The sequence below is a fragment of the Pseudomonas sp. SJZ074 genome (assembly GCF_007828215.1).
GTDB lineage: Bacteria > Pseudomonadota > Gammaproteobacteria > Pseudomonadales > Pseudomonadaceae > Aquipseudomonas.
The window spans coordinates 18,613-39,510 of record NZ_VIUE01000040.1; the positions used below are offsets into that span (position 1 = coordinate 18,613).

The window sequence follows — 20,898 nt, forward strand, 5'->3', positions numbered from 1 at the left end:
TCGAAAGCTGTATAAGAAAAACCAATCTTGCTGATTGCTCATTAGGAATACTGTTGTTCGATTACAAACTGCTGGCGGCCTTGGCTGCGGTGGTGGAGCAGGCTGGCTTCGAGCGCGCCGCCCAAGTGCTGGGTTTGTCCCAATCGGCCATTTCCCAGCGGATCAAGCTGTTGGAGGCGCGCGTCGGCCAACCCGTGCTGGTACGCGCTACGCCGCCAGCCCCCACCGAGATCGGTCGTCGTTTGCTCAACCACGTGCAGCAGGTGCGCTTGCTGGAGCGCGATCTGCAAAGCCTGGTGCCGGCCCTGGATGAAGAGGGCCTGCCAGAACGCCTGCGCATCGCCCTGAATGCCGACAGCCTGGCGACCTGGTGGGCGGCAGCCGTGGGCGATTTCTGCGCCGAACATCATCTGTTGATGGACTTGGTGGTCGAGGACCAGACCGTGGGTCTCAAACGCATGCGCGCTGGCGAAGTGGCGGCGTGTGTTTGCGCCAGCGAGCGGCCGGTGGCCGGGGCTCGCAGCGTCTTGCTGGGCGCCATGCGCTACCGGGCCCTGGCGAGCCCGGCCTTCATCGCCCGGCACTTTCCCGATGGTGTGTGCGCCGAGCAATTGGCTCGCACGCCGGCCCTGGTGTTCGGCCCGGATGATTTCCTGCAGCACCGCTACCTCGCTTCCCTCGGTGTCGAAGGCGGTTTCGAGCACCATTTATGTCCCTCTTCCGAAGGTTTCATCCGCCTCGCCGAAGCGGGGCTTGGTTGGGGGCTGGTGCCGGAACTGCAGATGCGCGAACAACTGGCGCGTGGTGTGTTGGTGGAGTTGCTGGCAGATAAACCGATCGATGTGCCTTTGTACTGGCATCATTGGCGCAACGGTGGACAGTTGCTCGGGTTGTTGACCGATCAGTTGATTCGCTTCTCAAAGCGCTGGCTGGTGCCTTGGGCACCGCAATGAGCGTCAAGCCGCAAGCGACGCAGATTAATTTGCCGTGGCGGCTCGACGCTCGCCACTGCATGGGTTGGGGGCATTCATGAAAATTCTGGTTACCGGCGCAAGCGGCTTCATCGGTGGGCGCTTTGCGCGTTTCGCCCTGGAGCAGGGCCTGGATGTACGGGTCAACGGACGTCGGGCCGAGAGCGTGGAACACCTGGTGCGTCGCGGTGCGCAATTCGTCCCGGGGGACCTGGGCGATCCGCTGCTGGCCCGTGATCTGTGCCTGGATGTCGAGGCCGTGGTGCATTGCGCCGGCTCCGTGGGGTTGTGGGGGCGTTATCAGGATTTTCACCAGGGCAACGTCCAGCTCACGGAAAATATTGTCGAGGCCTGCCTCAAGCAGAAGGTCCGGCGCCTGGTTCACCTGTCGTCACCCTCGATCTATTTCGATGGCCGCGACCACTTCGGGTTGACCGAAGAGCAGGTGCCCAAGCGCTTCGGCCATCCCTACGCCGCCACCAAATACCTGGCCGAGCAGAAAGTCTTCGGCGCCCAGGAGTTCGGCCTTGAGGTGCTGGCCCTGCGGCCGCGTTTCGTGACCGGTGCCGGTGACATGAGCATCTTCCCGCGGCTGTTGAACATGCAGCGCAAGGGGCGGTTGGCGATTGTTGGCAACGGCTTGAACAAGGTGGATTTCACCAGCGTGCACAACCTCAACGAGGCGTTGCTCAGCAGTCTGCTGGTCACCGGCTCAGCCTTGGGCCAGGCCTACAACATCAGCAATGGAACGCCGATTCCGCTGTGGGACGTAGTCAACTATGTGATGCGGCAGATGGACGTCCCACAAGTCAGGCGTTACCGTTCCTACGGGCTGGCCTACAGCATTGCAGCGTTGAACGAAGGGGCCTGCAAGTTGTGGCCGGGTCGTCCCGAACCGACGCTGTCGCGCTTGGGCATGCAGGTCATGAACAAAAATTTCACCCTCGACATCAGCCGGGCCCGGCATTATCTCGATTACGATCCGCAGGTCAGCCTGTGGACCGCCCTCGATGAATTCTGCACTTGGTGGAAAGCCCGCTGATCGGCCCGTCATGAACCGAGTGCCGGGTTCGGGGTCAATGGGTGCGGTGGGCGAGGGGGTTATACTCGCCGCATCGAGCCATTACTGGTTTTTCAAAGGTTGAATCCATGCCCACGCGTAATGATGAACACGACGACTTCGACGATGTACCGAGCCTGCGGATGCGCGCCGACGTCCCCGATGACGATGACTTCCTGCCCAACCGTCAGGCGCATGTGCAAGCGCGCCCGACACCCGTGGCGGCGGCCAAGGTCAAGGGGCCGAGCACCGGACCGCTGTGGGCACTGGTCGGCGCGTTGCTGTGTGCGTTCGGCTTCCTGGCCTGGTGGAGCTTCCAGCAGATTTCCCTGATGGAGCAGCAGTTGGTGGCGACCCAGGAGAGTTTCGCGCGGATCAGTGAGGACGCGGCGGGGCGCTTGCAGGACATTTCCGGCAAGGTGGTGGCTGGCCAGTCCAATGTCATGAGCGACAGTGAAGCCTTGAAGCTGCAGGTCAAGCAGTTGGACAACAAGCTGCAAGACCAGGCCCGGCTGTTCGAAAGCAAGCTGCAAGAGCAGTACAGGCAACAGCAAGCCACCTTCGGTCCATCCGCCGACCTGGACAAGGAACTGGCCCAGCTCATCGCCCAGGCCACTGAACAGCAGAACACCAGCACGCAATTGCAAGCGGCCAACAAAGAGCTTCAAGCCCAGGTCAAGGCTCTGGCGGCTGAAGTGACTACCCTGAAGAACCAGGGGGAAGGCGGCGCGCTCGATGCCCAGCTCAAGAGCATCGGTGCCGATATCACTGCCCTGAAAAGGAATAGCCAGAACCCCGCCATCGAGCGTTTGGAGCAGGAGGTGATGGTGCTCAAGAGCCAGCAGGATAACCGCTCAGGCGGCACGGCCGAATTCGATGCCTTCCGCGGCCAGGTCACCCGCAACATCAATACGCTGCAAGCGCAGATCCAGAACCTTCAACAGCAACTCAGCGCCCGGGGGCAGTGATAGGTTTTTAACACCACCCCACCTGTGGGAGCGAGCAGGCTCGCACACAGTGGCTCGGGGTGTCGTGAAGGGGGTGCTCAGCACACAAAAAAGGCCCGCATCGCTGCGGGCCTTTTTTGTATTACCTGGGCTGATCAGCCCGCCACCAACACCCGGATCGCTTCCAGGCGCAGGGCAGCTTTTTCCAGCATCGCCAGGCCTTGTTCGCGCTGTTTGCGCAGGGCGACCAGCTCGCTGTCGCGCACGGTCGGGTTGACGGCTTGCAGGGCGGTCAGACGGGCCAGCTCTTCATCAGTATCGGCAGCCAGGCGGCGTTGGGCTTCGGCCACGCGTTCGGCATGCCGCAGGGCGACTTTCTCTTCACCGGCATTGATGCGCGGCGTGAGTTGATCACGCTGGGCCTGGATGAACTTGTTGGCGCTGGCACGGGGTACGCTTTCGAGCTGATCGTTCAAGGTCTCGAACGACACCCGGGCCGCCAGGTCGTTGCCGTTGCTGTCCAGCAGGCAGCGCAGGGCGGCCGGAGGCAGGTAACGGCCCAGTTGCAGCGAGCGTGGGGCTACCACTTCACTGACGTAAAGCAATTCCAGCAGCACGGTGCCGGGCTTGAGGGCCTTGTTCTTGATCAGCGCGACAGCCGTGTTGCCCATGGAGCCAGACAGCACCAGGTCCATGCCGCCTTGCACCATCGGGTGTTCCCAGGTGATGAACTGCATGTCTTCGCGCGACAGTGCCTGGTTGCGGTCGTAGGTGATGGTCACGCCTTCGTCGTCGCCCAGCGGGAAGCTGGCATCGAGCATTTTTTCGCTCGGCTTGAGAATCAGCGCATTGTCCGAATGGTCCTCGCTGTCGATGCCGAACGCGTCGAACAAGGTTTCCATGTAAATCGGCAGGGCGAACTGATCGTCTTGTTCAAGGATGGCTTCCACCAGTGCATCGCCTTCCCCGGCACCGCCGGAGTTGAGTTCCAGCAAACGGTCGCGACCGGTGTGCAGCTCGCTCTCCAGGCGCTCGCGTTCGGCGCGGGCCTCGTCGATCAACGCTTGCCATTGGCCATCGTCGGCCTCTTCCAGCAAGGGCAGCAGGCGCGGACCGAATTGATGCTGCAAGGCGTTGCCGGTCGGGCAGGTGTTGAGGAAGGCGTTCAGCGCCTCGTGGTACCACTGGTACAGCCGCTCTTGCGGGCTGGTTTCCAGGTACGGCACGTGCAACTCGATGGTGTGCTTCTGGCCGATCCGATCCAGACGACCGATCCGCTGTTCCAGCAGGTCCGGGTGAGAAGGCAGGTCGAACAGCACCAGATGATGCGCGAACTGGAAGTTGCGCCCTTCGCTGCCGATTTCCGAGCAGATCAGCACCTGCGCGCCAAACTCTTCGTCGGCGAAGTACGCGGCGGCACGGTCGCGCTCGAGAATGTTCATGCCTTCATGGAACACCGTGGCCGGGATGCCGGAGCGCACGCGCAAGGCATCTTCCAGGTCCATGGCGGTTTCGGCATGGGCACAGATCACCAGGACCTTGGTGCGCTTGAGCATTTTCAACTGGTCGATCAGCCACTCGACGCGTGGGTCGAATTTCCACCAGCGTTCTTCTTCGCTGGCATCCGGCTGGGCCTGGAAGCTGACTTCCGGGTACAGCTCGGCGTGATCGCCCAAGGGCAGCTCGAGGTATTCGTCCGGGCATGGCAGCGGATAGGCGTGCAGCTTGCGCTCCGGGAAGCCCTGGATGGCGGCGCGGGTATTGCGGAACAGCACGCGGCCGGTGCCGTGGCGGTCCAGCAACTCGCGGACCAGGCGGGCGCTGGCTTCGACGTCGCCATCATTGACGGCGGTCAGCAGCGCTTCGCCTTCGTTGCCCAGGAAACCGTGGATGGTCTTGTGGGCCTCGGGCGAAAGGCGGCCTTTGTCCAGCAGCTCCTGGACGGCCTCGGCCACCGGGCGGTAGTTTTCGCTCTCGGCGCGGAAGGCCTTGAGGTCGTGGAAGCGGTTCGGGTCCAGCAGGCGCAGGCGGGCGAAGTGGCTGTCCTGGCCCAATTGTTCCGGCGTCGCGGTCAGCAGCAGTACGCCGGGGATCGTCTCGGCAAGCTGCTCGACCAGCGCGTATTCGGGGCTGACCTGATCTTCGTGCCACACCAGGTGATGGGCTTCATCGACCACCATCAGATCCCAGCCGGCGGCGAACAGCGCGTCCTGGGCCTTCTCGTCGTCCACCAGCCATTCCAGCGCCACCAGCGCCAGTTGCGTGTCTTCGAACGGGTTGCTCGCATCGCTTTCGATAAAGCGTTCTTCATCGAACAGGGCAACCTGCAGGTTGAAGCGCCGGCGCATTTCCACCAGCCACTGGTGCTGGAGGTTTTCCGGAACCAGGATCAATACGCGGCTGGCGCGTCCGGACAGCAGTTGGCGATGGATGACCAGGCCGGCTTCGATGGTCTTGCCCAACCCCACTTCGTCCGCCAGCAATACCCGCGGTGCAATGCGGTCGGCCACTTCCCGGGCAATGTGCAACTGGTGGGCAATGGGCTGGGCCCGAACGCCACCCAGGCCCCAGAGTGGGGACTGCAGTTGGCGGCTGGTGTGTTCCAGGGTGTGGTAACGCAGGGAGAACCAGGCCAGCGGGTCGATCTGGCCGGCGAACAGTCGGTCGCTGGCCAGGCGGAACTGGATAAAATTCGACAGCTGGGTTTCCGGCAGGGTGACAACTTCGTTCTGCCCGTCGAGGCCGTGATAGACCAGCAGCCCGTCGACATCATCGACTTCGCGCACGGTCATTTTCCAACCTTCGAAATGAGTGATCACGTCGCCCGGCGAGAACCGTACACGTGTAAGAGGCGCATTCCGTAGCGCGTACTGGCGAGTGTCGCCAGTGGCCGGATAGAGCACGGTTAACAAGCGGCCGTCCTGTGCCAGAACGGTGCCTAAACCCAGCTCGGCTTCGCTGTCACTGATCCAGCGTTGCCCCGGTTGATACTGCTGCGCCATGCTGCCTGACTCCCGCCTTGAAAAAGCCGGTTATCTTAACGGAATGATCCCTCAGACCAAAGGAATTACGCACGTAACGGACTGTTATGACCGCCACTTCCTCGACCGGTCCGATGGAACTTCAGCAAGTTTCGCGATCAAACAGGCTTGTGCCTGCCTTGCATTAATGCCAACCGGGTCACAAGTTTCGGACCAGCGGTTCAAGCCTCCTGCGCCGCAGCCGATAGCCTGATGACAGGAGACTTTTATGTTGCTACCCACGCTCCCTTTGAGCGCCGTACCCATCACTGCACAACAGGATCCAGTCCGCCAGCGACCGGACATCCCGCCTGTGGTCCCGGTACAGCAAACCTCCAGCGAAAGCACCATCGACCTGCAAAAGCGCGATCCGGAAGAGGCTGCGCTGTTGTTGCGCGAGGAGCAGCGTCGCCAACAGGAGCGTGACAGGCGCCGTCGCGAGGCCGGTGAAGACCCCGAGGAACACCTGGCCATACCGGGGACCGAGCTCAACGCCGATAATACCGTGCCGGTGAAGCCCCTGATCGACGATGAGGCGCGCCAGGGCCTGTGGGTCGATATCCAGATCTGATGCCTGTAGTTGAGTTGTCCACGCACGGGCTGGTCAACGCAGCCGATAGCCCCCATCATGGGCATATTCGCACTTCACTGCATGATGCCGACACGCCATGAGCCAAGACGACAAACTGGTTGACCTCAACGCTGAGCGCGCCAAGCGTGTTCACGACCTCAACGAAAAACGCCTTAACGAAGTCCGCCAGGCTTTCGAGCAGGCGATGCCCCTGGGCAAAACCAAGAAAAAGCCCAAGAGCAAGCCGAAAAAACGCTGACTCCTCTCGATCCATTGATGCAAATCAGTTATTCCCCTTCCTTTTCGCTCGGTCGTGAGCGTTATTGACCCCGGTCAATGTTCACCCTGGCTCGATTGGTTAACCTGGCTCCAACACAACAGGGGCGGGACCAGGAGGCCAATCATGTTTTTCGACAATGTGGTGTTTGCCGGAATGTTGACGGTCGGCTTCATGTTCGTATTTTTTGCCGTTTTTGGATTATTCATCTGGAAAGATGCACACAGGCGCAAAAAGCCGTAAGTCTTTCCAACTGCAACGAGCACGCAAGGCATTTTGGGCGACTTCGGTCGCCCTTTTTTTTGTGCGAAATTTCTGTCTGCACACAATCCCCTGTGGGAGCGAGCCTGCTCGCGATGGCGTCAGTTCAGCCAATATCAATGGTGGTTGACCCACCGCTATCGTCGGATCGCCGCCCGGAGCAGGCTCGCTCCCACAGGGATAAAGCAACTGGCATAAAAAAAGGTGCGACCCCGCAAGGATCGCACCTTTTTTGTAAGGCGCTGGAATCAGCTGCCCAGGGCCTTGGAAGCCAGCCAGAACAACCCGGCCGACAGCGCCACCGTTGCCGGCAGGGTCAGCACCCAGGCCAGCAGGATGTTACGCACCGTGCCGCCTTGCAGGCCGCTCTTGTTGGCAATCATGGTGCCGGCCACGCCGGAGGACAGCACGTGGGTAGTGGATACCGGCAGGCTGAAGACGTTAGCCAGGCCGATCATGCACGCCGTGGTGATCTGCGCCGACATGCCCTGGGCGTAGGTCATGCCCTGCTTGCCGATTTTCTCGCCGATGGTCAGCACCACACGCTTCCAGCCCACCATGGTGCCCAGGCCCAGCGCCAGGGCAACGGCCAGGATCACCCAGAACGGGGCGTATTCGGTCGTGGCGGTCAGGTCCTTGCGCAGTTTGTTCAGGTCGTCTTTTTCGCGGGCCGCCAGGTTTGGCAACTTGCCGACCTTCTTGGCCGTGTCGTCCAGGCAGAGCAGGTAGCGGCGAACCTCGATGCGGCTTTCCGACGGGAGCGAGTGATAATCGGCCACGCCCTTGAGGGTGTCGAGCAGCGCGTTGATGGTGGGTTCGGTCTGCTGCGGGTTGCAACGGAATTTCTCCGGCAGGTCGCCCGGCACGCTTTTGCCCAGCGCCAGGTATTCGCCCAGGGATTCGCTGTTGCGCTGGTAGAACTGGCTCAGGTGCAGGGTCGCGTCACGGGTGCGCTCGATCTGGTAGGTGGTGCTGCTCAGGTCGAGTACGAATTGCGCCGGCACGATGCCGATCAGCACCAGCATGATGAGGCCGATACCTTTCTGACCATCGTTGGAACCGTGAACGAAACTGACGGCCATGGCCGAAATTACCAGCACCAGGCGGTTCCAGAACGGAGGATGCTTCTTGTCGTCGATCTTGCGACGTTGTTCCGGTGTCTTGTGCATCTTCGACAGCGGTCGCCACCATTTCAGGCCAATCAGCACCAGGGCTGCAATCAGGAAGCCGGCCATGGGCGAGAACACCAGCGAGGCGCCGATATCGATCGCCTTCTGCCAGTTCACACCGTCACCCAGCGGGATGTCGTTGATCAACGCGTTGGCCAGGCCCACGCCGAGGATCGAACCGATCAACGTATGGGAGCTGGACGCCGGGATACCGAAGTACCAGGTACCCAGGTTCCAGGTGATGGCGGCAGCGAGCAGCGAAAACACCATCGCCAGCCCGTGTCCGGTGTTCACATTGATCAGCAGTTCCACGGGCAACAGGTGGACGATGGCATACGCCACGCCCACGCCGCCCAGCAGCACGCCGAGGAAGTTGAACACCCCGGAAAAGAACACCGCCAGGTGCGGCGGCATCGCTTTGGTGTAGATAACAGTGGCAACCGCGTTAGCGGTGTCATGAAAGCCGTTGATGAACTCGAAGGCGAGGACAAAAGCCAGGGCGAGCAAGAGGCTCACAAGCACCCAAGCATCCAGTCCGCTGAATAAATCGATCATGAAGGTTTTCTGACCCGGTCATAAGGGGGCGCGATTATGCCAGAAAACCACGTTGATCGATGCACTGCCTGCTCATTGGTAACATTCTTCAACGAAATAATTTGTAGGAAACCTTCTGGGAGCAGGTTTTTCGAGGGCGGCGCAACCCATTGATTCCGGGGTTAAAAGCCAGGTGAGCGAGGGGCGCCGAGGCTGAGCAGGGCACCACGTAGTTGTATGAAATATCTGAAAAGAAAGTCAGTTACGACTTCCTCCACCCTATGGCGGAAGGAGAGGGCGGCCCGCTCATGACGGGCGGCCAGCGCAGTGTCCGGTCGGGGTGGCGACCGGATACTGTTTCCACGGAAAGCGTGTTATCGCTCTTCGGGCCTGAGTTCCTTTTCCATTTTCTGAAGTTCCTGGGAAAAGGCCTGATCCTGAACAGTGGCGCGTTTACGCCAGGGTTTGCGTTCCGGTTCAGGTTGGGCGGCGTAGGTGGTGACTTCCCCGCCGTAAACTTCCTTGTAACGTTGTTCCTGGCGCTCAAGTTCCGCGCGCAGTTCGTCTTTCGTCACAGTATTACCTAGCAAAGTGAATTGAATCTGGTGATACGCACTGCATGTATCCACGCAGACGGCCACGGCACCAGAGCTGACAGCTGACGTAGCATCAGGGCTTCGTGTTGTTGCCGATACAGGGGAAGCGGCCATGGGGCTTCAGGCACCTGAGGACGGAGCGGGCCGATGGGCCTTGCCGTCACTGAGTTGCATTATAGCGGTCCACCCGAAGAACACTATCGGGAAATACTAAAAGGGCGGATTGTTATGTGAACCCATGTTTGCATGTGCAACTTCTGGCAATTACGTTTCAAGCAATACCATCGGTGCCGATACCCTCGCGCCGTTCAAGGCGACAAGTTCAATATTGCAACCTCGTTGTTCAAAGTCAAATGTGCCTGATGCCGCTGTTCAGATTCATTATCGGATTCGCGGGCGGTCGGGCAATTTCCGCGGTCGGTTTCGTCGATTGCGATTATCGGCCCGGAGTTCGATAATCGCACGGTCTTGAGGGGCCAGCCCTTGTCGTACCTCAGGCCGCCGTTTGTAATGACCGTCATTGCCGGGGAAGTACCAGACATGAACGACCAATTGCGCAACGCCTTCTCTTCAGTCGCGCCACCGATTGTCGCCTCACCGGCCAAACGGATTCAGGCCCTGACCGGCGACCCGGACTTCATGACGTCCCTGGCCCGCGGGCTGGCCGTGGTGCAAGCCTTCCAGGAGCGCAAGCGGCACCTGACCATTGCACAGATCAGCCATCGCACCGAGATCCCTCGTGCCGCCGTCAGGCGTTGTCTGCACACGTTGATCAAGCTCGGCTACGCCACCACCGACGGGCGCACCTATTCGCTGCTGCCCAAGGTGTTGACCCTCGGCCACGCCTATCTGTCGTCGACGCCGCTGGCGGTTTCTGCCCAGCCGTACCTGGATCGCATGAGTGAGCAATTGCACGAGGCCTGTAACATGGCGACCCTTGAAGGCGACGACATTCTCTATATCGCCCGATCGGCCACCACCCAGCGGCTGATTTCCGTGGACCTGTCCGTCGGAGGACGCCTGCCGGCCTATTGCACCTCCATGGGCAGGATTCTCCTGGCGGCCCTGGATGATGCTTCGCTGCGTGATTATCTCGACCATGCCGACCTGCAGGCCAAGACCAGCCGGACGCTGCACACCCCCGAGGCGCTGCTCGAATGTCTGCAGCAGGTGCGATTGCAAGGCTGGTGCATCGTCGACCAGGAGCTGGAGCAGGGCCTGCGGGCCATTGCCGTTCCGGTCTACGATGCTTCCGGCCAGGTCGTGGCGGCGCTGAATGTCAGTACCCACGCCGGACGTGTCAGCCGCACGGAGCTGGAGCAGCGGTTCCTGCCCAGTCTGTTGGGGGCCAGCCGGGACCTGAGCGCGCAGTTGTTCGCTTAAGCTGTTCGATAAACGCACAGAGACGTCTCGGGTCAATTGACGGTATTTATCCAGCCTCATTAATGTCGCGGCAGCGTCATCCGGCGCAATCGGGTCCGATCTGCCCGGCACAATAATAATGAGAGATACGATGAACCAGCCTCAGACCTCCGTAGGCCATTGCCTCGACGTACAGTCCTTCATCAATGCGCAACCCATTTCGCGCTACCAGTGGCGTGTGGTGATCCTCTGTTTCCTGATTGTCTTCCTCGATGGCCTCGACACGGCGGCCATGGGCTTCATTGCCCCGGCCCTGTCCCAGGATTGGGGCGTCGATCGCGCCAGCCTCGGCCCGGTCATGAGCGCGGCGCTGATCGGCATGGTTTTCGGTGCACTGGGCTCAGGGCCACTGGCTGACCGCTTCGGGCGAAAAGTCGTGCTGGTGGGCGCGGTCGTGCTGTTCGGTGCGTTCAGCCTGGCGTCGGCGTACAGCGCCAATGTCGAGCAGTTGCTGGTGCTGCGCTTCCTGACGGGCCTGGGGCTGGGCGCGGGGATGCCAAACGCCACCACCTTGCTGTCGGAGTACACCCCGGAGCGCAAGAAATCCCTGTTGGTGACCAGCATGTTCTGTGGGTTCAACCTGGGGATGGCCGGCGGCGGCTTCATCTCGGCCAAATTGATACCGGCGTTCGGTTGGCACAGCTTGCTGCTGATCGGCGGGATCCTGCCATTGATCCTGGCGGTGGTGCTGCTGTTCTGGCTGCCGGAGTCGGCGCGCTACCTGCTCGTGCGCAATCGTGGCGCTGACAAGGTACGCAAGGCCCTGGCGCCGATCGACCCGGCCACCATTGCCCAGGCGGCCAGCTTCAGTGTGCCCGAGCAGAAAACCGTGAAGGCCCGGAACGTGCTCGCGGTGATTTTCTCCGGCACCTATAGCGCCGGTACGTTGCTGCTGTGGCTCACCTATTTCATGGGCCTGGTGATCGTTTACCTGTTGACCAGTTGGCTGCCGACGCTGATGCGTGACAGTGGCGCGAGCATGGAGCAGGCCGCTTTCATCGGTGCGCTGTTCCAGTTGGGCGGTGTCTTGAGCGCGGTGGGCGTGGGCTGGGCGATGGATCGGTTCAATCCCCACAAGGTCATCGGCTTTTTCTACCTGATGGCCGGGTTATTTGCCTACGCCGTAGGGCAGAGCCTGGGCAGCATCACCCTGCTTGCCACCCTGGTGCTGGTGGCCGGGATGTGCGTCAACGGCGCGCAATCGGCGATGCCTTCCCTGGCGGCGCGCTTCTACCCGACCCAAGGCCGGGCCACGGGGGTATCGTGGATGTTGGGCATCGGCCGGTTCGGTGCCATTCTCGGGGCCTGGATGGGCGCGACGCTGTTGGGCCTGGGCTGGAACTTCGAGCAGGTATTGACCGCGCTGGTCGTTCCAGCAGCGCTGGCGACCGCAGCAGTGGTGATCAAGGGCATGGTCAGCCATGCGGATGCGACCTGACTCGCGTGCTGATTTTTTGTGGGAGCGGGCTTGCTCGCGAAGGCATAGGTACATTCAACATCTGTGTTGGCTGACACCCCGCTTTCGCGAGCAAGCCCGCTCCCACAGGAATTTTGCTTCTCTGGATTAATCGATAGCCAAACAACAATCTGTTCGATAAACGAACACTCAGTCGATTATCGGATTGTTTGGGCTTTTCCCGCAGCTTAATCTTCAGTCACTCCGGCGCTGAACCTCGCGCCTTTTTCTTCATGTCGGTCCACTGGAAAACGGGAGCCTGCCCATGGCTGAAATCCTTTCGCTGCACGACGCGGTGAAGCAATTGGTCAACGACGGCGATACCGTCGCCCTCGAAGGCTTCACCCACTTGATTCCGACGGCGGCGGGTCATGAAATTATCCGCCAGGGCAAGAAAGACCTGACCCTGGTGCGGATGACTCCGGACCTGATCTACGACCAGTTGATCGGCGCAGGTTGTGCGCGCAAGTTGATTTTCTCCTGGGGCGGCAACCCGGGCGTGGGTTCGCTGCACCGCTTGCGCGATGCCGTGGAAAAGCAATGGCCGCAACCTTTGGAGATCGAGGAACACAGCCACGCGGACCTGGCCAATGCCTATGTCGCCGGGGCCTCCGGCCTGCCGTTCGCCGTGCTGCGGGCCTATGCCGGTTCCGATCTGCCGAAAGTCAACCCGCTGATCAAAAGCGTGACCTGTCCCTTTACCGGTGAAGTCCTGGCCGCGGTGCCTTCGGTACGTCCCGATATCACCGTGATCCACGCCCAGAAAGCCGACCGCAAGGGCAACGTGCTGCTGTGGGGCATCCTCGGTGTGCAGAAAGAAGCCGCCCTGGCTGCCAAGCGCTGCATCGTCACCGTGGAAGAGATCGTCGACGACCTGAACGCACCGATGAATGCCTGCGTCCTGCCGACCTGGGCCTTGAGCGCGGTCTGCCATGTGCCCGGTGGTGCTCATCCGTCCTACGCCCACGGCTACACCGAGCGTGACAATCGTTTCTACCAGGCGTGGGATGCCATCGCCCGGGACCGTGAGGCCTTTACCGCGTGGATCAACGAATACATCCATGGCACCCGGGATTTCAGTGAATTGCAGGCCAAACTGGCAGCCGCTTCGGAGGCGAAACAATGACGTACTCCACCAACGAAATGATGACCGTCGCCGCGGCCCGTCGGTTGAAGAACAACGCCGTGTGCTTCGTCGGCATCGGCCTGCCATCGAAAGCGGCCAACCTGGCGCGGTTGACCTCGTCGCCGGATGTCGTGCTGATCTACGAGTCCGGCCCGATTGGTGCCAAACCCAGCGTGTTGCCGCTGTCCATTGGCGATGGTGAGCTGGCTGAAACGGCGGATACCGTCGTACCGACCGGTGAAATTTTCCGCTACTGGCTGCAGGGTGGGCGTATCGACGTCGGTTTCCTTGGCGCGGCACAGGTCGACCGTTTCGGCAACATCAACACCACGGTGGTGGGCAATTACCATCAGCCAAAAGTCCGCCTGCCGGGCGCCGGCGGTGCACCGGAAATCGCCGGCTCGGCCAAGAGCGTGTTGATCATCCTCAAGCAGTCGGCGCGTTCGTTCGTCGATAAGCTGGACTTCATCACTTCGGTCGGTCACGGCGAGGGCGGTGATTCCCGCAGGCGCCTGGGCCTGCCGGGTGCGGGGCCGGTGGGTATCATCACCGACCTGTGCATCATGGAGCCGGAAGCCGGCACCCATGAATTCGTGGTGACTTCACTGCACCCCGGCGTGACCCGCGAGCAGGTCATCGCCGCTACCGGATGGGCGATCCGTTTCGCCGACCAGGTGCACACCACCGCCGAGCCGACTGACGTGGAGCTGCGCGCACTGCGCGATCTGGAAGCTCGCACGGCGGCGGCTCACGGCCAGGCACCGGGAGAAGCCTGATGCGCGACGTTTATATCTGTGATGCGATTCGAACCCCCATCGGCCGCTTCGGCGGTGGTTTGGCCGCGGTGCGCGCCGATGACCTGGCGGCCGTGCCGATCAAGGCGCTGATGGAGCGCAACCCATCGGTGGACTGGAGTGCGGTGGACGAGGTGTTCCTCGGTTGCGCCAACCAGGCCGGCGAAGACAACCGCAACGTGGCGCGCATGGCGCTGTTGCTGGCAGGGCTGCCAGAGAGCATTCCCGGCGTGACCCTCAACCGCCTCTGCGCTTCGGGCATGGACGCCATTGGCACGGCATTCCGCGCCATCGCCAGCGGCGAAATGGAACTGGCCATCGCTGGCGGCGTGGAGTCGATGTCCCGTGCGCCGTTCGTGATGGGCAAGGCCGACGCGGCGTTTTCCCGCAACATGAAACTGGAAGACACCACCATTGGCTGGCGCTTCATCAACCCCTTGATGAAAGCCCAGTACGGCGTGGATGCGATGCCCCAGACCGCCGATAACGTGGCGGACGATTACGCGGTGTCCCGTGCCGACCAGGACGCGTTCGCCCTACGCAGCCAGCAACGCACGGCGACGGCCCAGGCCGCAGGATTTTTCGCCGAAGAAATCGTACCGGTGCGCATTGCCCACAAGAAAGGCGAAACCGTGGTCGAACAGGACGAGCATCCCCGCGCCGATACCACGCTGGAAGCCCTGAACAAACTCAAACCGGTCAACGGCCCGGACAAGACCGTCACCGCCGGCAACGCCTCGGGTGTGAATGACGGCGCGGCGGCGTTGATCCTGGCCTCGGCCGAAGCGGTGAAGAAACACGGCCTGACCCCTCGCGGCAAAGTGTTGGGTATGGCCAGTGCTGGCGTGGCACCACGGGTGATGGGCATCGGCCCGGTGCCGGCGGTGCGCAAGTTGACGGAACGTCTGGGCCTGACAGTCGCCGATTTCGATGTGATCGAACTCAATGAAGCGTTTGCCAGCCAGGGCCTGGCGGTGCTGCGCGAATTGGGGCTGGCGGACGATGCGCCGCAGGTCAACCCGAACGGCGGCGCCATCGCACTCGGCCATCCATTGGGCATGAGCGGGGCGCGACTGGTGCTGACGGCGCTGCATCATCTGGAAAAGACCGGCGGCAAGAAAGGCCTGGCGACCATGTGCGTCGGTGTCGGCCAGGGCTTGGCATTGGCTATCGAGCGCGTCTGACGCACCGTACTACTCATAAGAAACCGAGGAATGCTTCATGACTGACAAGCCTGGTTACCGTCGCCCCCAAGCGGGCACCCAGCCGGAGTACCTGCACCCGCCGTATCAGTCCACCAACCTGCGCTCGCCGTCCAAGCCGTTGGTGCATCTGCCTCACTCGCTGTCGGAAATCACCGGCCCGATCATCGGCGCCGACCGTGTGCAGGAGAACGACAACGACCTGACCGCCCAGCATGCCGGCGAACCCCTGGGGGAGCGGATCATCATTCATGGGCGTGTGCTGGATGAGAACGGCCATCCCGTGCCGGGCATTCTGGTAGAGATCTGGCAGGCCAACGCCGCCGGTCGCTACAACCATGACCGCGATAAACACGATGCGCCGCTGGACCCGAATTTCACCGGCACCGGTCGCGCCATCACGGATGCCGACGGCTGGTACCAGTTCCAGACCATCAAGCCCGGCGCCTACCCCTGGGGCAACCACCACAATGCCTGGCGCCCGGCGCATATCCATTTTTCGTTGTTCGGGCCGAGCATCCTGACGCGCCTGGTGACCCAGATGTATTTCCCCGGCGACCCGCTGCTGGCCTACGATCCGATCTACAACTGCGTGCCGGACACCAGCGCCAAGGAGCGCCTGATCGCCAGTTTCGACCTGGAAAAAACCATCCCTCACTACGCCCTCGGTTATCGCTGGGACATCGTCTTGCGTGGCCGCGACGCCACGCCGATGGAGAAATAAGATGACGCTTACCGCCACCACGTCCCATACCGTCGGCCCTTACTACCACATCGGCCTGACCTGGTTGAACCGCGAAGACATGACCGTCGCCCAAACCCTCGGCCAGCGCGTGGCGATCACCGGGCAGGTGATCGACGGCAACGGCGAGTTCGTCAACGACGCGATGCTGGAAGTCTGGCAGGCCAACGCCGCCGGTAAATACGCCCACCCTGAAGACGATCAGGACAAACCCCTGGACCCGCATTTCGAAGGTTTCGGTCGGGTGCCGGTGGACGCCGAGGGGCGCTTCCGGTTCACCACCATCAAGCCGGGCACCGTGCCGGGCCTGGGCGGCACGACACAGGCCCCGCACCTGGTGGTACTGGTCTTCGCCCGTGGCTTGGTCAAGCACCTGCTGACGCGTATCTATTTCGACGGCGAACCGGCCAACGAAGCCGACCCGCTGCTGGCCTGCGTACCTGAAGAACGTCGCGCCACCATCGTGAGCAAACCCGATGCGTCGGGCGTGTACCAGTGGAATGTGATTCTGCAGGGGACGGATGCCGAGACGGTGTTCTTCGACTACTGATGGCTTTATCTGTGGGAGCGAGCCTGCTCGCGATGGCGTCAGGTCAGCCGGTATCGCTGGCAACTGATGCACCGCTGTCGCGAGCAGGCTCGCTCCCACAAGGCGATACTGTGGAACGGGGCTGTTACGAAGTGTGTCTAGACTTTGTCGATTCCCCAAGAGTGAATAATCCATGACCACCTTAACCAGCCACTACACCGGCGAAGAACGCAGCAAGCGCATCTTCGCCATCGTCGGCGCCTCCTCCGGCAACCTGGTCGAATGGTTCGACTTCTACGTCTATGCGTTCTGCGCGATCTATTTCGCGCCGGCGTTCTTCCCGTCCGACAACCCCACGGTGCAACTGGTCAACACCGCCGGTGTCTTCGCCGCCGGGTTCCTGATGCGGCCGATCGGCGGCTGGATTTTCGGCCGGGTGGCAGACCGTCACGGGCGCAAGAATTCGATGATGATTTCGGTGCTGATGATGTGCTTCGGCTCGTTGCTCATCGCCTGCCTGCCCACCTACAAGGACATTGGCGTCTGGGCGCCGGTGTTGCTGTTGTTCGCCCGCTTGCTCCAAGGTTTGTCGGTGGGCGGTGAGTACGGCACTACCGCCACCTACATGAGCGAAGTCGCCCTCAAGGGCCAGCGCGGTTTTTTCGCGTCGTTCCAGTACGTGACGTTGATCGGCGGGCAACTGCTGGCCGTGTCGCTGGTGGTGATCCTGCAACAGTTCCTCAACGAAGACGAACTGCGTGCCTATGGCTGGCGGATTCCCTTCGTGGTCGGTGCCGTGGCCGCATTGATTTCCCTGTTCCTGCGCCGCTCCCTGAAGGAAACCAGCAGCAAGGAAATGCGCGAGAACAAGGATGCCGGCAGCATCGCCGCGCTGTTTCGCGACCACAAGGCCGCGTTCATCACCGTGCTGGGCTACACCGCCGGCGGCTCGCTGATTTTCTATACGTTCACCACCTACATGCAGAAATACCTGGTGAACACGGCGGGCCTGCATGCCAAGACCGCCAGTTACATCATGACCGGCGCACTGTTTCTCTACATGTGCATGCAACCGCTGTTCGGCATGCTGGCGGACAAGATCGGTCGCCGTAACTCCATGCTCTGGTTCGGCGCGTTGGGGGCCTTGTGCACGGTGCCGATCCTGTTGACCCTCAAAAGCATCAGCAGCCCATTCCTGGCGTTCGTCCTGATTACCCTGGCTCTGGCAATCGTCAGCTTCTACACCTCCATCAGCGGCCTGGTAAAAGCTGAAATGTTTCCACCCGAAGTGCGGGCCCTGGGAGTAGGGTTAGCCTACGCGGTGGCGAATGCGATTTTTGGCGGTTCGGCGGAGTACGTTGCCTTGAGCCTGAAAGCCCAAGGCATGGAAAACGCCTTTTACTGGTACGTCACGGTCATGATGGTGGTGGCGTTCCTGTTCAGCCTGCGTCTGCCGAAGCAACCGACGTATTTGCATCACGACCTTTGACACCCTAGGACTGTTTATGAACGAACGACCGGGCAATCAGCTGTTCGATGCCTACTTCACCGCCCGCGACATGCGCGAGGTGTTCTGCGATGCCGGCCGGGTGCAAGCCATGCTCGACGTCGAGGCGGCACTGGCCCGGGCCGAAGCGCGGGTTGGGCTGATCCCCCAGGACGTGGTGGCTCCCATCGAGGGGGCCTGTCAGGCCCGGTTGTACGATTTTTCGGCATTGGGCGAAGCGATTGCCAGTGCCGGCAATTCGGCGATTCCGCTGGTCAAGGCATTGGGCAAGCGCATCGCCAGCCAGAGCGCCGAGGCCGAGCGTTACGTGCACCTGGGTGCTACCAGCCAGGACGTGATGGACAGCGGCCTGGTCTTGCAGCTGCGCCGGGCGCTGGCACTGATCGAGGGGGAGCTGGCGCAACTGGCGGTTATCCTCGCCCGACAAGCCGAGCGCTACGCCGCTACACCGTTGGCCGGGCGCACCTGGTTGCAACATGCGACTCCGGTGACCCTGGGCATGAAAATCGCCGGATGGCTGGGAGCGATCACCCGCAGCCGCCAGCGTCTGTCGGAACTCAAGCCGCGCTTGTTGGTGCTGCAATTCGGCGGTGCCTCCGGAACGCTCGCCGCATTGGGCGAACAGGCGCTGCCTGTCGCTGAAGCCCTGGCCGCCGAGCTGCAACTGGGGCTGCCGGAACAACCCTGGCACACCCAGCGCGACCGACTGGTGGAGTTCGGCTCGGTGCTGGGCCTGATCGCCGGTAGCCTGGGCAAGCTCGGCCGCGACATCAGCCTGTTGATGCAGACCGAGGCCGGCGAGGCGTTCGAGCCGTCGGCACCGGGCAAGGGCGGTTCGTCGACCATGCCCCACAAGCGCAACCCGGTGGGCGCGGCGGTACTGATTGGTGCGGCAACGCGGGTGCCTGGATTGTTGTCGACGCTGTTCAGTGCGATGCCCCAGGAGCATGAGCGCAGCCTGGGCCTCTGGCATGCCGAATGGGAAACCCTGCCGGAGATCTGCTGCCTGGTGTCCGGTGCCCTGCAACAGGCGCGGTTGCTGGCGGAAGGGCTGGAGGTGGACGCGGCGCGCATGGCTCGCAACCTCGACCTGACCCAGGGCCTGGTGCTGGCCGAAGCGGTGAGCATCGTCCTGGCCCAGCGTGTCGGACGCGACACCGCGCACCATCTACTGGAGCAGTGCTGCAAGCGTGCGGTGGCCGAACAGCGTCACCTGCGCGACGTATTGGGGGACGAATCCCAGGTTTGCGCACACTTGTCCGCGGCCGAACTCGATCATTTGCTCAACCCCGCCCATTACCTCGGCCAGGCCCAGACCTGGGTCGCCCGGGCAGTGGCCGAACACCTTGCCTTGAAGGTCTGAAAGGAGACTGTTGTGGGATTCGTCAAACTCGCCGACGGCGAACTGAACTATCGATTCGACGGGCCGCAAGACGCCCCGGTGTTGGTACTGTCCAATTCATTGGGGACCGACCTGAACATGTGGGACGAGCAGGTAGCAGCGTTCAGTGAGCACTTTCGCGTACTGCGTTTCGACACCCGTGGTCACGGCCGGTCGTTGGTCACCGAAGGGCCTTATAGCATCGAACAACTGGGTCGCGATGTGCTGGCGATGCTCGATGCGCTGGGTATCGACAAGGTGCACTTCTGCGGTTTGTCCATGGGCGGTCTGATCGGCCAGTGGCTGGGCATCAACGCCGGCGAGCGGCTGCACAAGCTGGTGGTGTGCAACACCGCGGCCAAGATCGGTGACCCATCGATGTGGAACCCACGCATCGAAACCGTACTGCGTGACGGCAAGGCGGCCATGGTGGCGCTGCGGGATGCCTCGATTGCCCGTTGGTTTACGCCGGATTTCTCCGAGGCTTATCCAGAAAAGGCCCAGAAAATCACCGATATGCTTGCTGCCACTTCGCCTCAGGGCTATGCCGCCAACTGTGCGGCGGTGCGTGATGCCGACTTCCGCGAGCAGTTGGCGTCGATCCATGTGCCGCTGTTGGTGATTGCCGGTACAGAAGACGCGGTGACGCCGCCGTCGGGCGGGCATTTTATCCAAGAGCGGGTCGCCGGGGCGCAGTACGCCGAGTTCCGTGCCGCACACCTTTCCAATGTTCAGGCCAGCGCTGCGTTCAGTACGCGGGTGCTGGATTTTCTGCTCGACGCCTGAGGAGTTTTTTGTGGACGAGAAACAACGTTACGACGAAGGCATGCAAGTCCGCCGCGCAGTGCTGGGCGATGCCCACGTTGATCGCAGCCTCGATGCCCTGACCGAGTTCAACAGCGAATTCCAGGAGATGATCACCCGTCACGCCTGGGGCGACATCTGGACCCGCCCGGGCCTGCCGCGCCACACCCGCAGCCTGATCACCCTCGCCATGCTGATCGGCATGAACCGCAACGAAGAACTCAAACTGCACCTGCGTGCCGCCGCCAACAATGGTGTGAGCCGTGGCGAGATCAAGGAGGTGATCATGCAGAGCGCCATCTACTGCGGCATTCCTGCCGCCAACGCCACGTTCCACCTGGCCGAGTCGGTGTGGGATGAGCTCGGGGTTGAGTCCCGAACTTAAGGCCGCCATCAATCCCCTGTGGGAGCGAGCCTGCTCGCGAAAGCGGTATGTCAGTTGGCGATGATGCTGAATGTACCTGCGCCTTCGCGAGCAGGCTCGTTCCCACATTGAATCTTCGACGACCGTCGATACTGCACACGCCAC

Annotated in this window: 20 protein-coding genes; 17 read left to right on the forward strand and 3 right to left on the reverse strand. The window is 61.8% G+C overall.

Translation table 11 applies throughout. The features are described from left to right. Positions 1 to 47: 47 nt before the first annotated feature. The 3 genes from FBX99_RS26745 (at position 48) to FBX99_RS26755 (ending at position 2,999) form a co-directional block, all read left to right on the forward strand. Complete coding sequence (locus tag FBX99_RS26745; RefSeq protein ID WP_178111911.1) at positions 48 to 953, forward strand: LysR family transcriptional regulator ArgP; 906 nt, start codon at positions 48 to 50, stop codon at positions 951 to 953. Between the two features lie 76 nt (positions 954 to 1,029). Then, a complete protein-coding gene (locus FBX99_RS26750) occupies positions 1,030 to 2,013 on the forward strand; it encodes an NAD(P)-dependent oxidoreductase (protein ID WP_144931518.1) in 984 nt (327 codons plus the stop codon). Positions 2,014 to 2,120: 107 nt separating this feature from the next. Continuing rightward, on the forward strand, positions 2,121 to 2,999 hold the full coding sequence (locus FBX99_RS26755; RefSeq protein WP_144931521.1) for an ATPase: 879 nt from the start codon (positions 2,121 to 2,123) through the stop codon (positions 2,997 to 2,999). Between the two features lie 134 nt (positions 3,000 to 3,133). Here the strand turns inward: FBX99_RS26755 and rapA are convergent, their stop codons facing one another. Then, positions 3,134 to 5,980 carry an RNA polymerase-associated protein RapA gene (gene rapA, locus FBX99_RS26760; protein WP_145133504.1) on the reverse strand — a complete coding sequence of 949 codons (2,847 nt, stop codon included), beginning with the start codon at positions 5,978 to 5,980 and terminating at the stop codon, positions 3,134 to 3,136. A gap of 247 nt (positions 5,981 to 6,227) precedes the next feature. On the opposite strand from rapA, the gene FBX99_RS26765 reads away from it, so the two are divergent. From FBX99_RS26765 to ccoM, 3 genes are all read left to right on the forward strand, one after another. Next, positions 6,228 to 6,569, forward strand: a complete 342-nt coding sequence (locus FBX99_RS26765; RefSeq protein ID WP_144929299.1) for an aspartate-semialdehyde dehydrogenase — start codon at positions 6,228 to 6,230, stop codon at positions 6,567 to 6,569. Between the two features lie 97 nt (positions 6,570 to 6,666). Next, on the forward strand, positions 6,667 to 6,828 hold the full coding sequence (locus FBX99_RS28990) for a hypothetical protein (RefSeq protein WP_178111905.1): 162 nt from the start codon (positions 6,667 to 6,669) through the stop codon (positions 6,826 to 6,828). 144 nt (positions 6,829 to 6,972) lie between these two features. Further along, the gene (gene ccoM, locus FBX99_RS29405; RefSeq protein WP_306085252.1) at positions 6,973 to 7,089 is read left to right on the forward strand and encodes a cytochrome c oxidase subunit CcoM; all 117 of its coding nucleotides are present in this window, start codon (positions 6,973 to 6,975) and stop codon (positions 7,087 to 7,089) included. 266 nt (positions 7,090 to 7,355) lie between these two features. Here the strand turns inward: ccoM and FBX99_RS26770 are convergent, their stop codons facing one another. Then, positions 7,356 to 8,831, reverse strand: a complete 1,476-nt coding sequence (locus FBX99_RS26770) for an inorganic phosphate transporter (RefSeq protein ID WP_055128078.1) — start codon at positions 8,829 to 8,831, stop codon at positions 7,356 to 7,358. A gap of 353 nt (positions 8,832 to 9,184) precedes the next feature. Beyond that, the gene (locus tag FBX99_RS26775; protein ID WP_080686273.1) at positions 9,185 to 9,385 is read right to left on the reverse strand and encodes a hypothetical protein; all 201 of its coding nucleotides are present in this window, start codon (positions 9,383 to 9,385) and stop codon (positions 9,185 to 9,187) included. A 561-nt stretch (positions 9,386 to 9,946) separates the two neighbouring features. On the opposite strand from FBX99_RS26775, the gene pcaR reads away from it, so the two are divergent. The 11 genes from pcaR (at position 9,947) to pcaC (ending at position 20,754) form a co-directional block, all read left to right on the forward strand. Beyond that, positions 9,947 to 10,789: a pca regulon transcriptional regulator PcaR gene (gene pcaR, locus FBX99_RS26780; protein ID WP_047701834.1), complete on the forward strand. Its 843-nt coding sequence runs from the start codon at positions 9,947 to 9,949 to the stop codon at positions 10,787 to 10,789. A gap of 130 nt (positions 10,790 to 10,919) precedes the next feature. Beyond that, positions 10,920 to 12,266, forward strand: a complete 1,347-nt coding sequence (locus tag FBX99_RS26785) for an MFS transporter (RefSeq protein WP_144929297.1) — start codon at positions 10,920 to 10,922, stop codon at positions 12,264 to 12,266. A 283-nt stretch (positions 12,267 to 12,549) separates the two neighbouring features. Next, positions 12,550 to 13,410 (forward strand): CoA transferase subunit A, encoded by an 861-nt coding sequence (locus FBX99_RS26790; protein ID WP_144929295.1) that lies wholly within the window; start codon positions 12,550 to 12,552, stop codon positions 13,408 to 13,410. Then, positions 13,407 to 14,186, forward strand: a complete 780-nt coding sequence (locus FBX99_RS26795) for a CoA-transferase subunit beta (RefSeq protein ID WP_144929293.1) — start codon at positions 13,407 to 13,409, stop codon at positions 14,184 to 14,186. Before FBX99_RS26790 ends, FBX99_RS26795 begins: the two co-directional genes overlap by 4 nt. Next, positions 14,183 to 15,388: a 3-oxoadipyl-CoA thiolase gene (pcaF, locus tag FBX99_RS26800; RefSeq protein WP_178111913.1), complete on the forward strand. Its 1,206-nt coding sequence runs from the start codon at positions 14,183 to 14,185 to the stop codon at positions 15,386 to 15,388. Before FBX99_RS26795 ends, pcaF begins: the two co-directional genes overlap by 4 nt. Before the next feature lie 37 nt (positions 15,389 to 15,425). After that, complete coding sequence (gene pcaH / locus FBX99_RS26805; RefSeq protein WP_144929289.1) at positions 15,426 to 16,130, forward strand: protocatechuate 3,4-dioxygenase subunit beta; 705 nt, start codon at positions 15,426 to 15,428, stop codon at positions 16,128 to 16,130. 1 nt (position 16,131) lies between these two features. Beyond that, positions 16,132 to 16,698: a protocatechuate 3,4-dioxygenase subunit alpha gene (gene pcaG / locus FBX99_RS26810; protein WP_144929287.1), complete on the forward strand. Its 567-nt coding sequence runs from the start codon at positions 16,132 to 16,134 to the stop codon at positions 16,696 to 16,698. 172 nt (positions 16,699 to 16,870) lie between these two features. Next, the gene (locus FBX99_RS26815) at positions 16,871 to 18,166 is read left to right on the forward strand and encodes an MFS family transporter (protein ID WP_047701827.1); all 1,296 of its coding nucleotides are present in this window, start codon (positions 16,871 to 16,873) and stop codon (positions 18,164 to 18,166) included. Between the two features lie 16 nt (positions 18,167 to 18,182). After that, complete coding sequence (locus FBX99_RS26820) at positions 18,183 to 19,547, forward strand: 3-carboxy-cis,cis-muconate cycloisomerase (RefSeq protein WP_144929285.1); 1,365 nt, start codon at positions 18,183 to 18,185, stop codon at positions 19,545 to 19,547. A gap of 12 nt (positions 19,548 to 19,559) precedes the next feature. Continuing rightward, positions 19,560 to 20,351, forward strand: coding sequence for a 3-oxoadipate enol-lactonase (gene pcaD / locus FBX99_RS26825; protein WP_145133508.1), 792 nt, complete (start codon positions 19,560 to 19,562; stop codon positions 20,349 to 20,351). A 10-nt stretch (positions 20,352 to 20,361) separates the two neighbouring features. Continuing rightward, the gene (gene pcaC, locus FBX99_RS26830) at positions 20,362 to 20,754 is read left to right on the forward strand and encodes a 4-carboxymuconolactone decarboxylase (protein ID WP_144929281.1); all 393 of its coding nucleotides are present in this window, start codon (positions 20,362 to 20,364) and stop codon (positions 20,752 to 20,754) included. Positions 20,755 to 20,898 lie beyond the last annotated feature (144 nt).